14 protein-coding genes and 1 tRNA gene are annotated in these 14,596 nt (G+C 70.7%); 9 read left to right on the top strand and 6 right to left on the bottom strand.

What is annotated here, in order from left to right; translation table 11 throughout:
- Position 1: 1 nt before the first annotated feature.
- From pheA to ACZ7P3_RS03180, 3 genes are all read left to right on the top strand, one after another.
- Positions 2–934, top strand: coding sequence for a prephenate dehydratase (gene pheA, locus ACZ7P3_RS03190; RefSeq protein ID WP_472078639.1), 933 nt, complete (start codon positions 2–4; stop codon positions 932–934).
- Between the two features lie 552 nt (positions 935–1,486).
- Complete coding sequence (serS, locus tag ACZ7P3_RS03185; protein WP_472078638.1) at positions 1,487–2,764, top strand: serine--tRNA ligase; 1,278 nt, start codon at positions 1,487–1,489, stop codon at positions 2,762–2,764.
- A complete protein-coding gene (locus ACZ7P3_RS03180) occupies positions 2,761–3,564 on the top strand; it encodes an HAD family hydrolase (protein WP_472078637.1) in 804 nt (267 codons plus the stop codon). The genes serS and ACZ7P3_RS03180 overlap by 4 nt, the downstream gene beginning before the upstream one ends.
- A 228-nt stretch (positions 3,565–3,792) precedes the next feature.
- Here ACZ7P3_RS03180 and ACZ7P3_RS03175 read toward each other — a convergent pair.
- The 6 genes from ACZ7P3_RS03175 to ACZ7P3_RS03150 form a co-directional block, all read right to left on the bottom strand.
- A tRNA-Ser gene (locus tag ACZ7P3_RS03175) sits at positions 3,793–3,877 on the bottom strand.
- Positions 3,878–4,141: 264 nt separating this feature from the next.
- A complete protein-coding gene (locus tag ACZ7P3_RS03170; protein ID WP_472078636.1) occupies positions 4,142–4,408 on the bottom strand; it encodes an SGM_3592 family protein in 267 nt (88 codons plus the stop codon).
- A gap of 93 nt (positions 4,409–4,501) precedes the next feature.
- The gene (locus ACZ7P3_RS03165; protein WP_472078635.1) at positions 4,502–5,221 is read right to left on the bottom strand and encodes an ABC transporter permease; all 720 of its coding nucleotides are present in this window, start codon (positions 5,219–5,221) and stop codon (positions 4,502–4,504) included.
- A 10-nt stretch (positions 5,222–5,231) separates the two neighbouring features.
- Positions 5,232–6,143 carry an ABC transporter ATP-binding protein gene (locus ACZ7P3_RS03160; RefSeq protein WP_472078634.1) on the bottom strand — a complete coding sequence of 304 codons (912 nt, stop codon included), beginning with the start codon at positions 6,141–6,143 and terminating at the stop codon, positions 5,232–5,234.
- A gap of 52 nt (positions 6,144–6,195) precedes the next feature.
- Positions 6,196–7,113, bottom strand: a complete 918-nt coding sequence (locus tag ACZ7P3_RS03155; protein ID WP_472078633.1) for an ABC transporter permease subunit — start codon at positions 7,111–7,113, stop codon at positions 6,196–6,198.
- Positions 7,103–8,074, bottom strand: a complete 972-nt coding sequence (locus ACZ7P3_RS03150) for an ABC transporter ATP-binding protein (protein ID WP_472078814.1) — start codon at positions 8,072–8,074, stop codon at positions 7,103–7,105. The genes ACZ7P3_RS03155 and ACZ7P3_RS03150 overlap by 11 nt, the downstream gene beginning before the upstream one ends.
- A gap of 241 nt (positions 8,075–8,315) precedes the next feature.
- Between ACZ7P3_RS03150 and ACZ7P3_RS03145 the strand changes: the two genes are divergently transcribed.
- The 6 genes from ACZ7P3_RS03145 (at position 8,316) to ACZ7P3_RS03120 (ending at position 14,587) form a co-directional block, all read left to right on the top strand.
- Positions 8,316–9,158: a M24 family metallopeptidase gene (locus ACZ7P3_RS03145; RefSeq protein ID WP_472078632.1), complete on the top strand. Its 843-nt coding sequence runs from the start codon at positions 8,316–8,318 to the stop codon at positions 9,156–9,158.
- Entirely contained in the window at positions 9,155–10,909 is a 1,755-nt protein-coding gene (locus tag ACZ7P3_RS03140) for an SDR family oxidoreductase (RefSeq protein ID WP_472078631.1), read from the top strand. The genes ACZ7P3_RS03145 and ACZ7P3_RS03140 overlap by 4 nt, the downstream gene beginning before the upstream one ends.
- On the top strand, positions 10,906–11,853 hold the full coding sequence (locus tag ACZ7P3_RS03135; protein ID WP_472078630.1) for a MerR family transcriptional regulator: 948 nt from the start codon (positions 10,906–10,908) through the stop codon (positions 11,851–11,853). Before ACZ7P3_RS03140 ends, ACZ7P3_RS03135 begins: the two co-directional genes overlap by 4 nt.
- Positions 11,854–11,975: 122 nt before the next feature.
- Complete coding sequence (locus ACZ7P3_RS03130; RefSeq protein ID WP_472078629.1) at positions 11,976–12,524, top strand: RNA 2'-phosphotransferase; 549 nt, start codon at positions 11,976–11,978, stop codon at positions 12,522–12,524.
- A gap of 112 nt (positions 12,525–12,636) precedes the next feature.
- Positions 12,637–13,539 (top strand): LLM class flavin-dependent oxidoreductase, encoded by a 903-nt coding sequence (locus ACZ7P3_RS03125; protein ID WP_472078628.1) that lies wholly within the window; start codon positions 12,637–12,639, stop codon positions 13,537–13,539.
- A gap of 160 nt (positions 13,540–13,699) precedes the next feature.
- Positions 13,700–14,587, top strand: a complete 888-nt coding sequence (locus ACZ7P3_RS03120; protein ID WP_472078627.1) for an HAD hydrolase family protein — start codon at positions 13,700–13,702, stop codon at positions 14,585–14,587.
- Positions 14,588–14,596 lie beyond the last annotated feature (9 nt).

Here is a 14,596-nt window from a genome sequence, read left to right as displayed (position 1 = left end):
CATGCCAGCGAGCTATGCGTATCTCGGTCCCGAAGGCACCTTCACCGAAGTCGCCCTGCGCACGCTTCCGGAGGCGGCCACCCGGGAGCTGATCCCCTACGTGTCGGTGCAGTCCGCGCTGGACGCGGTGCGGGCCGGCGAGGCCGAGGCCGCGTTCGTGCCGATCGAGAACTCCGTCGAGGGCGGCATCACCACCACCCTGGACGAGCTGGTCGCGGGCGCGCCGCTGATGATCTACCGCGAGGTGCTGCTGTCGATCACCTTCGCGCTGCTGGTCCGGCCGGGCACGCAGCTGTCCGACATCAAGACGGTCTCCGCCCATCCGGCCGCCCAGCCGCAGGTCCGCAACTGGCTCAAGAAGAACCTCCCCGACGTCCACTGGGAGTCGGCCGCCTCGAACGCGGACGCCGCGCGGCTGGTGCAGGAGGGCCAGTACGACGCCGCCTTCGCGGGCGAGTTCGCCGCCGCCCGGTACGGCCTTCAGGCCCTGGAGACCGGGATCCACGACGCGGAGAACGCCCAGACCCGCTTCGTGCTGGTCGGCCGTCCGGCCCGGCCCGCCGCACCGACCGGTGCCGACAAGACCTCGGTGGTGCTGTGGCAGCGGGACGACCACCCCGGTGCCCTGCGCGACCTGCTCGGCGAGTTCGCCGGCCGGGGCATCAACCTCATGCTGCTGCAGTCCCGGCCGACCGGTGCGGGCATCGGCAACTACTGCTTCTGCATCGATGCCGAGGGCCATATCTCCGACCGCCGGGTGGCCGAGACATTGATGGGGCTGAAACGGATCTGTCTCCAGGTGCGCTTCCTCGGCTCCTATCCCCGTGCCGACATCCGGCCGGGCGAGGCACGGCCCACCCTGCCGGGGACCTCGGACGAGGAGTTCGTGGCGGCGGCCGACTGGGTGGCGCGCTGCCAGGACGGCCGGTTCTGACCCGGTCGTAGACTGCCTGGAGCCAGTCTTACCTGCATATCTTCGTTATCCACAGAAGTTATCCACAGGTCCGCTTCTCGACCTGGGGACAAGTCGACAGAGGTAGGCGACCCAGTCGACAAATCGCCCTGCAAGTCCTTCTTGAGGCCGCTGCCCCGCAAGTCACCCTTCGTCCACCCGTTTCCTTTGGTTCATCTTTTGGAGCGACCCCTTTCCACTCGAAAGTGGGTGTCACCCGTGGTTGGGCAGGGAATTCTTCAGTCCGGCCGACAGTTCCGGAGTGATCAATTCCGAAGTCCACAGGCTTTCCGCACAGCCTGTGGATAACTCTTCCCGGGGTGCGGATTCCTGTGGACAACGGCCTCCCCAAGTGCCGTTCTCCACAAGGGAATCCAGTCAACCGGATGTTCACCTGCTGCTACCTTCCAGGGAATGAGACGGGTTTTATTGACCGACTCCGACACTCTGCGCAATTACCCCATAACGGCACGTAGCGCGTGAGTCGTAATAGTGGGTCGTGGCCTGCGAGCTCGCACCGGTAGCCTTGGCCACGTGATTGACCTTCGCCTGCTCCGTGAGGACCCCGACCGTGTGCGCGCGTCCCAGCGCGCCCGTGGAGAGGACGTCGCGCTCGTCGACGCTCTCCTGTCTGCCGACGAGCGGCGCAGGTCCTCCGGCGTCCGCTTCGACGAGCTGCGCGCCGAGCAGAAGCAGCTCGGCAAGCTGATCCCCAAGGCCGCCGCCGACGAGAAGGCCGAGCTGCTCAAGCGTGCCGAGCAGCTGAAGGCCGACGTCAAGGCCGCCGACGCCGAGCGCGACGCCGCCGACACCGAGACCCAGGAGCTGCTCCAGCGGCTCGGCAACCTCGTCCACCCCGACGTGCCCGTCGGCGGCGAGGAAGACTTCGTCACGCTGGAGACGCACGGCACCATCCGCGACTTCGGTGCCGAGGGCTTCGAGCCCAGGGACCACCTGGAGCTGGGCCAGATCCTCGGCGCGATCGACGTCGAGCGCGGCGCCAAGGTCTCCGGCTCCCGCTTCTACTTCCTCACCGGCGTCGGCGCCCTGCTGGAGCTGGCCCTGGTGAACGCGGCGATCGCGCAGGCCACCGCGGCCGGCTTCACGCCGATGCTCACCCCGGCACTGGTGCGCCCGCAGTCCATGGCCGGCACCGGCTTCCTCGGCCAGGCGGCCCAGGACGTCTACCACCTCGACAAGGACGACCTCTACCTGGTCGGTACCTCCGAGGTCCCGCTGGCGGCGTACCACATGGACGAGATCATCGACGCCGACAAGCTGCCGCTGCGCTACGCGGGCTTCTCCCCGTGCTTCCGCCGTGAGGCCGGCTCGCACGGCAAGGACACGCGGGGCATCTTCCGCGTGCACCAGTTCGACAAGGTCGAGATGTTCACATACGTCACTCCCGAGGACTCGCAGGCGGAGCACCAGCGCCTGCTGGAGTGGGAGAAGCAGTGGCTGACCTCGCTGGAGCTGCCGTTCCGCGTCATCGACGTCGCGTCCGCCGACCTCGGCGCCTCGGCCTCCCGCAAGTTCGACTGCGAGGCGTGGATCCCGACCCAGGGCAAGTACCGCGAGCTGACCTCGACCTCGGACTGCACCGAGTTCCAGTCCCGCCGGCTGTCGATCCGGGTCCGTGAGGGCAAGCAGGTCCGCCCGCTGGCCACGCTCAACGGCACCCTGTGCGCCGTACCGCGCACCATCGTGGCGATCCTGGAGAACCACCAGCAGGCCGACGGCTCCGTCTACGTGCCCAAGGTGCTGCGCCCGTACCTGGGCGGCCGGGAGGTCCTGGAGCCGGTCGCCAAGTGAGCGCCGGTTTCCCCTTCCGACTCATCGCCACCGACCTCGACGGAACGCTCCTGCGCTCCGACGAGTCGATCTCGCAGCGCACCCGTGACGCGCTCGCCGCGGCCACCGCGGCGGGCGCCGCGCACATCGTCGTCACCGGCCGCGCGGTGCCCTGGACCCGGCACATCCTCGACGACCTCGGCTACGGCGGCCTCGCCGTCTGCGGCCAGGGCGCGCAGGTGTACGACGCCGGGCAGCACCGCCTGCTGACGTCCGTGACCCTGGACCGGCAGCTGGCGGGCGTGGCCCTGGCGAAGATCGAGGCCGAGGTGGGGCCGCTCCATCTGGCGGCGAGCCGGGACGGCCTGGACGGCGAGGTGCTGGTCGGGCCGGGGTACGCGGTCACCGGCAGGCTGCCCGCGACCCCCTTCACGGATGCGTCCGACCTCTGGACCGCTCCGCTGAACAAGATCTACATACAGCACCCGACGCTGGGCGACGACGAACTGGCGGAGGCGGCCCGCCGTGCGGCCGGCGGCTTCGTCACCGTCGCCATGGCGGGCGCGGGCATCGTGGAGCTGCTGCCCCTCGGCCTGTCCAAGGCCACGGGGCTGTCCCTCGCGGCCCGCCGACTGGGCCTGAAGGCCGCCGACACGATCGCCTTCGGCGACATGCCCAACGACATCCCGATGTTCGGCTGGGCGGCGCGGGGTGTGGCCATGGCCAACGCTCATGAGGACCTGAGGGCGGTGGCGGACGAGGTGACGTCCTCGAACGAGGAGGATGGGATCGCGGTGGTGCTGGAGCGGATGCTGGGGTGACCGGCGGGTCCCCGCCGCGAGGCGTGCGGGGCCGTTGCCGGGTGCGGGCCGTCGCCGGATGCGGGCCATTGCCGGGTGCGGGCCGTCGTGGGCTATCGCGCAGTTCCCCGCGCCCCTTCAGGGCGCTTCAGGCGTCGTGGGCAGTCATGTACTGCCATTCATGTACTGCCATTGCGTGGGCTGGGGCCTGGGTCTGTTGCTCGGGTGGGTCTCAGGGGCGACGTCTTGCGGAGGATGCACGGATCGAACGTGCGCGGGGTCACCCCCGACCACGGCTTAGCAAGCCGGTGCCTTGCCACTCGGCCAATCCTCCGGGTGGGCGGCCCACGCGAGAGCGACATCGCGTGCTCGAAGCGGCCGCCCCGGGCAGCTCCCGTGGCTCACGGAGAGGTAATGGCTACTCCGGAGCCGGCCTCGGACTGCCCTGTCGGGAGCTGGGCGTACTGCCGTGCATGGACATCGCCCACCTCCACTCCCGGTTCGCGGCGCCGGGACACTCCCGGCGGATGGGGTACAACCACTGTGCCCCGCCGCCGAGTTGGACGCCACCGAATTAACCGGCGGCCGGGAGACCGCGCTAGCGGCGCCGCCATCTGCGCCGGCGCGCCTTGCTGAAGAACCAGCCCGCGGGCGGCTCGTCGGACCGCCACGGCTGCGGCTCAGGCTCCTCGGCACGCCAGCGGGCGGCGAGCATACGGGCCCGTGCGGACGGTTCACAGGCCCCGGCGCCCCGGACGAAGCTCTCGTCGAGGACCAGCTCGTCCCACACGTCACCCTCGGCCCGCCCGCGGGCGTCGTGCTGCGGCGTCCCGCGGGCGTCGTGCTGCGGCGTCTCCTCTGCCATCTGCTGCGGCCTCCTAGCCGTACATCCGCTTTGCCCAGTGTGCCCGGACACAGGTGAAGTCCCTGTCAAAGGCCGCCGGGGCCCGATCGAGGCCTACTCCTCGCCCGCCAGCGTCAGGGCGCGCAGCTTCTGGCCGGCGTACCAGGTGGCCAGGACGGTGACCACGACCAGCAGCACCGTGGCGGTCGTCAGCCCGACGTCGGACGTCACCAGGTCCCCGCCCGCGATCTTGTGGGCGACGGCGAGCGACCACTGCTGGACGCTCAGGGTGCGCGCACCGGGCACCAGCGAGCCGAACAGGGCCTCCCACACGAGCGCGTACACGAGCCCGAGGACGACCGCGTGCCGGGAGACGGTGCCCAGCAGCAGGAACAGCGCGGAGTAGGCGATCGAGGACACCAGCGCGGCCACCGTGTAGGCAACGGCGACCTGCTGTCCGTTGCCGTTCAGGATCAGGCCCGCGATCAGGGTCGGCACCGCGGAGAACGCCATGGTGACCGCGATGGCGACGATCAGCTTGGTGAAGATGATCGTGGGCCGCTTCAGCGGCTTGGACAGCAGGTAGACGACGGAGCCGTCGTCGATCTCCGGCCCGATCGCGCCCGTGCCGGCGATGACACCGATGATCGGCACCATGGTGGCGAGCGCGAACCCGCCGAGGACGTCGGCGGCCGTCTGGTCGTCCGCTCCGGTCAGACCGCGCACTGCCGCGGAGATCACGATCAGCAGCAGGGGCAGCGCGCCCAGGATGAGGGCCCGGCGGCGGCCGAGCAGGGCCCGGTAGGTGAGCCGGGCGACGGTGGGGTCGTACATCTTCGGCCTCCTACGCCGCGACCAGATACGAGAAGACGGACTCGAGGGACTCGTCGGACGGCGAGACCGTGAGCAGCCGGATGCCCTGGTCACGGGCGACCTTGGGCAGCAGGGCGGTGAAGCGGCCGAAGTCCACGGCCTGGATGCGCAGCGCGCCCTCGGTGACGTCGACCTCGATGCCGGACGTCGAGGGATCGGCGATCAGCGCCGCCGCGAGGGCACGGTCGTCGCTGGAGCGCACCAGATAGCGGTGCGGGCGGTCCGTCATCAGGCGGCGGATCTTGCGGAAGTCGCCGCTGGCCGCGTGCCGTCCGGCGACGACGACCTCGATGTGCCGGGCGAGCTGCTCGACCTCCTCCAGGATGTGCGAGGAGAACAGCACGGTGCGGCCCTCGTCGCCCATCCGCCGCAGCAGGTCCATGAGCTGCATCCGCTGGCGCGGGTCCATGCCGTTGAACGGCTCGTCGAGCAGCAGCAGGGAGGGGTCGTGAACGAGCGCCGAGGCCATCTTCACGCGCTGCCGCATGCCCTTGGAGTACGTGGAGATCTGCCGGTCCTGCGCGTACTCCATCTCGACCGTGGCGAGGGCCCGCTGGGCCGCCTTGGCACCCAGTCCGTGCAGTTCGGCGTTGGCGACGACGAACTCGCGGCCGGTGAGGAAGTCGTACATCGCCTCCCGCTCGGGGACGATGCCGATGTGCCGGTAGATGGTCTCGTTGCGCCACACCGGCTGCCCGTCCAGGGTGACCGAGCCGGTGGAGGGGGCGAGGAATCCGCCCATCATGTTGATGAGGGTGGACTTTCCGGCGCCGTTGGGGCCGAGCAGGCCCGTGACGCCGGGGCCGATGGTCATCGTGATGTCGTTGACGGCGACCACGTTGCCGAACCAGCGGGAGACGTGGTCGATGACGAGAGTGCTCATGGGCGCGGCCCCTTCCCGGGAAGGGTGGTGGCGGGCGACGGGCTGGGCATGGTCACAGGCCCACCTTCTGGTAGCGGCGGATCAGGAGGCCGTAGCACGCGGCGATCAGGCCGAGGGCGGCCAGGACGTAGACCGCGCCCGCACCGCTGGACGGGGCCGCGCCGCCGGGGAAGGCGGAGCTGCCGCCGAGGAAGGCGGACTGCACGCCGTCGATCAGCGTGATGGGCGAGAACAGGCCGATCCACGGGACGGCACTGCTGCTGCCTTGGGTGTCGGCGATGGCCTGGAGGGTGGAGACGGCACCGTAGGAGATGGTCATCACGGCGATCACGGCGGCGATGCCGAAACCGCGGCGCGGAGTGACCGCGGCGATGACCAGGCCGATGCCGGCGAACAGCAGTGAGAGCAGGGCCACGGAGACCAGTCCCTGGGCGAATTCCTCGGTCTGGTGGGCGAAGCCCAGCTTGGACAGCAGTGCGCCCACGTACATCACGAGCAGCGGGGCGCCGGTGAGGATGAACAGGGCCGAGGCCAGCGCCGCGAACTTCGCCTGGACGTAGTCGGCGGTCTCCACGGGCCGCGAGAAGTACAGCGGCACCGTCTTGAAGCGCAGGTCGCGCGAGACGGACTGGGGTGCCTGGGAGGCGACGTACAGGCTGATCACGGCCTGCATGACGATCGCGTAGCGGGTGTAGGACACCGGCAGTTCGTGAGCCTTGGTGACCACCGCGACGGCGACCATGATGGCGGCGGGCACGCACATCACCGCGAACAGCAGCATCGGCAGCACCTTGGACTTCACCGAGCGGCCGAGGCCGTAGGAGCCGCGCAGGGACTGCGAGTACAGCGAGCGGCGGGCGTAGGCGCGGCCCAGGCGCGGGCCGTCGTAGCCGCGATAGCCGATGTCGTGGATGCGGGTCTGATCGCCGGAGGGCGCGCCCGCCGGGTGCATGGGCTGGTCAACCGCCATGGCCGGCGGCCTCCTTCCGCTGCTCGTCGCTGTCGGTGAACACCTCGGAGATGTGGTGCCGGCGCTGCTCCATGCGCACCAGGCCGAGGCCCAGGTCGGCGACCACGTCGCGCACGAGGTCGTACGTCTCCTCGCCCGCGGCGGTGAGCAGCAGGATGTGGCCGGCGCCGGGCAGCCCGCCGCCCTCGTCCCGGGTGTCCACCCCGCGCGCGTGGAGCGCGTCGCGCACCGCGCGGGTGCCGTCGGGGTGACCGTCGCTGTCGGTGACCTCGACCGCGAGGGTGGTCGTGGTCTGCGTGAAGTCGGTGGTGGAGCTGGAGCGCAGCAGCTTGCCGCCGTCGATGACGACGACGTGGTCGCAGGTGCGCTCCAGCTCGCCCAGCAGGTGGGAGGTGACCAGGACCGAGATGCCGAAGTCGGTGTGGATGCGGCGGATCAGGCCGAGCATCTCGTCGCGGCCGACCGGGTCGAGGCCGTTGGTCGGCTCGTCGAGGAAGACCAGCTGCGGATCGTGCACCAGGGCCTGGGCGAGCTTCACGCGCTGCTTCATGCCGGTCGAGTAGCCGCCGATGGGGCGGTAGCGCTCCTCGTACAGGCCGACATGGCGCAGGGTGTCCGCGGTGCGCTCGCGCGCGGCGGTGGGCGGCAGGCCGGACATGCGCGCCATGTGCACGACGAACTCGGTGGCCGAGACGTCGGGCGGCAGGCAGTCGTGTTCCGGCATGTACCCCACGCGCTCGCGGATGGCGGCACCCGACGACGGGGTGGCGACGTCGAGGCCGAGCACTTCGGCGCGGCCCTCCGTGGCGGGGGACAGACCCAGCAGGATCTTGATGAGCGTGGACTTGCCGGCGCCGTTGGCTCCGACGAGTCCGGTCACACCGGGTCCGATGTCCACGGACAGCCGGTCGAGCGCGGTCACCCGGGGGAACCGCTTGCTCAGGCTTTCGGTCACGATCACAGTCACGGCTTCGACGGTAGTGACGCATACCGCGCCGGACGTCAGACCTCAGAGCCGTCTTCGCGTCAGACTCGAGTATTACGGGGCACTAGGGGATCCCCCTGGGCGAGCGTTGTCCACAGACACGTACGGCGAGTCGTCCACAGGCCTTGATCCCGCCTATTGACGCCGCCTCTAACAACTGTCACATTCACCAGTGTCAAGTTACGGACGCGTACCGCAGTCGACGGGACGGGGCGGCATGACGACGGCAGTGAGCAGCGGACTCTCCGTTGAGTTGCGGGGATTCAGGCGGGTGCAGCGCCTCGCCTACGAGTGCGCGGAGGCGGTGGCCGCGCGCCTGGCACCGGGCGTGACCGAGCGCGAGGCGGCACGGATGCAGCGGGAATGGCTGCGCGGGCGGGGGGTGCGGGACTGGTTCCACCTGCCCTTCGCCTGGTTCGGCGACCGCACGGCGTTCGCGGGCTTCCGCATCCCCCTGCAGTTCTTCCCGACCGACCGGGCCCTGGAGCCCGGGATGCCGTTCATCCTGGACATGGCCCCGGTCTACGAGGGATACACCGCCGACATCGGCTATTCGGGCTCCCTCGGCGTCAACCCGGTGCAGGACCGGCTGATGGCCGACCTGGAGGCGCACCGCGAGCTGATCCTGCGCGAGGTCCGCGAACGCCGGCCGCTGCGCGAGATCTACGAGGACGTGGACCGCCTCATGGTCCGCCAGGGCTACGCCAACCGGCACCGGGCGTATCCCTTCGGCGTGATCGCCCACAAGGTCGACCGGGTGAAGCAGCGCCGCTGGTCCCCGCACCTGTTCGGGTTCGGCACGCAGTCCCTCAAGGGCCTGGCCGCCGACGCCCTGCACGGCCACCGCGAGGGCTGGTCGCCCCTGTGGTCGCCGTACCGCTTCTCCGACCACCCGCCGCAGCCGGGCCTGTGGGCGGTCGAACCGCACCTCGGCTTCCGGGGTACGGGCGCGAAGTTCGAGGAGATCCTGGTGGTCACCGACTCCCGGGACCCCGAACAGAGCGCGTTCTGGCTGGACGACGATCTGCCGCACGTGCGGCGCTGGGCGGAGGAGAAGTGACACTGAAGGGTGCGCGTGAGCGCCGGGTGCGATCCGGCGGGGTCGAGCTGTGCGTGGCCGAGCTGGGTGATCCGTCGCAGCCGACCGTGGTGCTGGTGCACGGCTACCCGGACAGCAAGGAGGTCTGGTCGGAGGTCGCCGCGCGCCTCGCCGGCCGCTTCCACGTCGTCCTGTACGACGTCCGGGGCCACGGCCGCTCCACGGCGCCGCAGCCGCTGCGCGGCGGCTTCACCCTGGCGAAGCTCACGGACGACTTCCTGGCGGTCGTGGACACGGTCAGCCCGGACCGCCCGGTGCACGTGGTCGGTCACGACTGGGGCTCGGTGCAGTCCTGGGAGTTCGTCACGGTGGGCCGCACCGAGGGCCGCATCGCCTCCTTCACCTCGATGTCCGGACCGTCCCTCGACCACTTCGGGCACTGGATCAACGCGCGCGTGCAGCGCCCCACACCCCGCCGGGTGGGCCAGCTCCTCGGCCAGGGCGCCAAATCCTGGTACGTCTATCTGCTGCACACGCCCGCCCTGCCGGAGCTGGCCTGGCGCGGGCCCCTCGGCAAGCACTGGCCGAAGATCCTCCAGCGGGTCGAGAAGGTCCCGGGCGACGGCTACCCGACCGCCTCCCTGCCCTCCGACGCGGCCCACGGCGCCTGGCTGTACCGGGACAACGTCCGCGCCCGGCTGCGCAGGCCGCGCCCCGACGCGTACGCGCACGCGCCCGTGCAGCTCATCACGCCCCAGGGGGACGCGTTCCTGTCCGAGCGGCTCTACGACGACCTCGACCGGTGGGTACCGCAGCTGACCCGGCGCACGCTTCCGGCCAAGCACTGGATCCCGCGCACACGCCCTGATCAACTGGCTTCCTGGATCGCGGAGTTCGTGACGTCCGTGGAGGGCGGCCGCCCCGAGCCGACCGCCACCGGCCGCCATGCCGACCGGTTCGGCGGGCAGTTGGTGCTGGTCACCGGCGCGGGCAGCGGTATCGGCCGCGCCACGGCGTTCGCGTTCGCGGAGGCCGGCGCGCGCGTGGTGGCCGTCGACCGTGACGCCGAGGCCGCCGCCCGCACCGCCGAGCTGTCCCGGCTGATCGGGGCCCCCGAGGCCTGGGCGGAGACCGCGGACGTCTCCGACGAGCAGGCCATGGAGAAGCTCGCCGAGAAGGTGCACCGCGCGTACGGCGTGCTGGACGTGCTGGTCAACAACGCGGGGATCGGTCTGTCCGGCTCCTTCTTCACCACCACCACCGACGACTGGCGCAAGGTCCTGGACGTCAACCTGTGGGGGGTGATCCACGGGTGCCGCCTGTTCGGAGGGCGGATGGCCGAGCGCGGCCAGGGCGGCCACATCGTCAACATCGCCTCGGCGGCGGCCTACCAGCCCTCCCGGGCGCTGCCCGCCTACAGCACCTCCAAGGCTGCGGTCCTGATGCTCTCCGAGTGCCTGCGCGCCGAACTGTCCGCGCAGGACATCGGCGTCACGGCGATCTGCCCCGGCTTCGTGAACACCGGCATCACCTCCACGGCCCGCTTCACCGGCGTCGACGAGGCCGAGGAACGCCGCCGCCAGAAACACTCCGCGCGCCTGTACGGGCTGCGCAACTACCCGCCGGAGAAGGTCGCCGAGGCGATCCTGGACGCGGTGACCCGCAACAGGGCGGTGGTACCCGTGACACCGGAGGCACGGGGCGCACATCTCCTGTCCCGGTTCATGCCGGGGGTGCTGAGGGGAATCGCGCGCGTGGAGCCGAAGTTGTGACCGATCCGCCGGCCCACCAGGCCTACCGCATCGAAGACCTCGCCCACCGCACCCGCACCACCGTACGGACCATCCGGGCCTACCAGGACAAAGGACTCCTTCCCCGTCCCGAACGCCAGGGGCGGGCCAACCTCTACTCCGACATCCACCTCACCCGTCTCCACCAGATCGCCCACCTCCTCGACCGCGGCTACACCCTGGCCTCCATCAAGGAGCTTCTGGACGCCTGGGACACCGGCCGCGGCCTGGGCGGCGTCCTGGGCCTGGTCACCGAGGTGGAAGGCCCGTGGACCGACGAGGAACCGGCCCGCATCACCCGCACCGAGCTGAACGCCCGCTTCGGCGGCACCCCGGACGACGACGCCGTGGCCGAGGCCGTCGCGCTCGGCGTACTGGAGCCGGTCGACGGCGACCGGGACACCTTCCTCGTACCGAGCCCCCAAGAGCTGTCCGTGGCCGCCGAGTTGCATGCGGCCGGCGTGCCGCTCTCAGCGATCTCTGGCCATCTGCGGGAGTTGAGGGGACAGGTCGAGCACATAGCCGCCCGTTTCCTGGAGTTCACCACCGAGTACGTCTTCGCCCGCTACCTGGACGACCCCGGCCGGCGCACGGACGCACACGCGGCGGAGGCCGCCTCGCTGGTACGCCGGCTACGGCCCCTCGCCCAGCAGACGGTCGATGCCGAACTGGCCCGTGCCATGCGCGTGTTCGCGACCCGGCACCTTCGCACCCGCCTGGGCACCGGGACTCCGCCCGAGCCGCGCAGGGACAGGCGTTCCGTCGAGCTGCCCGAGGAGACGATCAGCGCCGTGGAAAGCCTTGTTGGCCCCGAGCACACCGTCGCGTTCATCACCCTCTCGGCCGAACGTGAGGTCCGGGCACGCCTCTTGGACGAACTGTCATCATCGGAACTTCCGCACAAAGGTCTTGGCGAATCACCCTGAACAGCCCGTCAGTTGTCCACAACTTCGCCAATTCCCCTGTGGATAACTCGACTTGGCTGTGGATCAAACCTCCGGACAAAAAATAACCTGCGTGATCCGCATCTCTCCCGCACGCTGGGGAGATGGATGAAAGACGCACCGTCAAGGTGTCGAAGTACCTCTCGAAGCATCTGCGCCACCAGCCGGAACGCATCGGCCTCACCCTCGACGCGGGCGGCTGGGTCGAGATCGACACCCTGATCGCCGCCGCCTCCGCACACGGCTTCCGCATCTCGCGCGAGGAACTCGACCACGTCGTGGCCGTCAACGACAAACAGCGCTTCGCGATCGAGGGCACCAGGATCCGCGCCAGCCAGGGCCACAGCATCGACGTCGACCTCGGGCTGCCCCCGGCGACCCCTCCGCCGTACCTCTACCACGGGACCGTCGCCCGCTCCCTGGACGCGATCCGCACCGAGGGCCTCAGGCCCATGAACCGGCACGCCGTCCACCTCTCGGCCGACCGCGAGACCGCGACCCGGGTCGGCGCCCGGCGCGGCCGCCCCGTCGTGCTCGCCGTGGACGCCGCAGCCATGCACCGCGACGGCCATGTCTTCCACCGCAGCGCGAACGGCGTGTGGCTCACCCCGGCCGTACCGCCCCGCTACCTGCGCTTTCCCGACCGGCACTGACGGCACCCACAAAAAGCACACCCCCCGCAGGTCCTGCTCACCCCGTAGCCCGGCGGGCACGTGCGGTGACCGATTTCGGACCCTGCCGGTGGGTCCGCTTACCCTCGGACCCATGAGTCTGCGACTGAGCACCGTGATCCTGCCCTACCGCCGCTGGAGCGAGGGCGGCCGTTCGGCCTGGATGCGGGCCGAGCAGCTCGGTTTCCACACCGCGTACACCTACGACCACCTGTCCTGGCGCAGCTTCCGCGACGGCCCGTGGTTCGGCGCCGTACCGACGCTGACCGCCGCCGCGGCCGCCACCGAGCGGCTCCGCCTGGGCACGCTGGTCACCTCGCCGAACTTCCGGCACCCGGTGACCCTCGCCAAGGAGCTGATCTCCCTGGACGACATCTCCGGCGGACGCATCACCCTGGGCATCGGCGCGGGCGGCACGGGCTTCGACGCCACCGCCCTCGGCCAGGAGCCGTGGACGCCCCGCGAGCGCGCCGACCGGCTGGCCGAGTTCGTGCCGCTGCTCGACCGGCTGCTCACCGAGGACGCCGTGTCGTACGAAGGCCGCTTCTACTCGGCGCACGAGGCCCGCAACATCCCCGGCTGCGTCCAGCGGCCCCGGCTGCCCTTCGCGGTGGCCGCCACCGGCCCGCGCGGACTGAGGCTCGCCGCGCAGTACGGACAGGCGTGGGTCACCACCGGCGACCCGAAGCTGTACGAGAGCGGCACCCCGGAGCAGTCGGTCGAGGCGCTGCGCGGTCAGATGGAGAAGCTGTCCGAGGCCTGCGCGGCGACCGGCCGGGACACGGCCGGGCTGGAGAAGGTCCTGCTCACCGGTTTCACCCCGGACCGCGGCCGGCCTCTGCAGTCCCTGGACGCCTTCGTGGACTTCGCCGGCCGCCACCGGGAGCTGGGCTTCACCGAGATCGTGATCCACTGGCCCATCCCGGACTCGGACTTCGCTGCGGAAGAGAAGGTGTTCGAGCAGATCGCCATGGAGGGTCTGGCCCAGCTGGCGTGACCCCGGTGGCGGGCGTCGCCCACCGGCCGGGTGACGAGCGTCGCCCACCGGCCAGATAACAGGCATCGCCCACCGGCCACGCGACAGACGTCGCCCGCAGGCCATCTGTGATGTGTCTGTGGACTCATCTGTGCGGACTCTCGCACGGCCGTGCAGGCATATGCGCGAGAATGGCCGGGTGACCTCAGCGACCAGACAGCCCGGGACCCCGGCCGCCGCCCTACGGCCGCGGCTGATCGCCACCGACCTCGACGGCACTCTGCTGCGCGACGACAAGTCGGTCTCCCCGAGGACGGTCGCCGCGCTGGCCGCCGCCGAAGACGCGGGCATCGAGGTGTTCTTCGTCACCGGCCGCCCGGCGCGCTGGATGGACGTCGTCAGCGACCACGTCCACGGCCACGGCCTGGCGATCTGCGGCAACGGCGCCGCCGTGGTCGACCTGCACGGCGGCCCCGGCGCCCACCGGTTCGTGAAGGTACGCGAGCTGGCCCGGAAGAACGCGCTGGACGCCGTACGGCTGTTGCGCGACGCGGCACCCGGCACGGTGTTCGCGATCGAGCAGACGTACGGCTTCCACCAGGAACCGGCCTATCCCAAGCTGCACATGGAGATACCGGACAACCTCCTGCCCGCCGAGGCCCTCCTCGCCGCGGACGGCCCGGACGCCGACCAGCCCGTGCTCAAGATCCTCGCCTACCACCCCGCCCTCACCCCGGACGCCTTCCTCACCCTCGCCCGCCTCGCGATCGGCGACCGCGCCAACGTCACCCGTTCCAGCCCCAGCGCCCTGCTGGAGATCAGCGGCCCCGGCGTCTCCAAGGCCAGCACGCTCGCCCTGTGCTGCGCCGAGCGCGGTATCTCGCACGAGGAGGTCGTCGCCTTCGGGGACATGCCCAACGACGTCGAGATGCTGACCTGGGCCGGCCGGTCGTACGCGATGGGCAACGCCCACCCCGACGTCGTCGCCGCGGCCTCGGGCCGTACGGTCGCCAACAACGAGGACGGCGTGGCGGTCGTGATCGAGCGGCTGCTCGCCGAACGCGACTGACCCCACCCC

The sequence above is a fragment of the Streptomyces sp. NPDC107581 genome (assembly GCF_055657175.1).
Note: the sequence above shows the minus strand (reverse complement) of the source record. Positions and strands in the feature narration are given on the sequence as shown.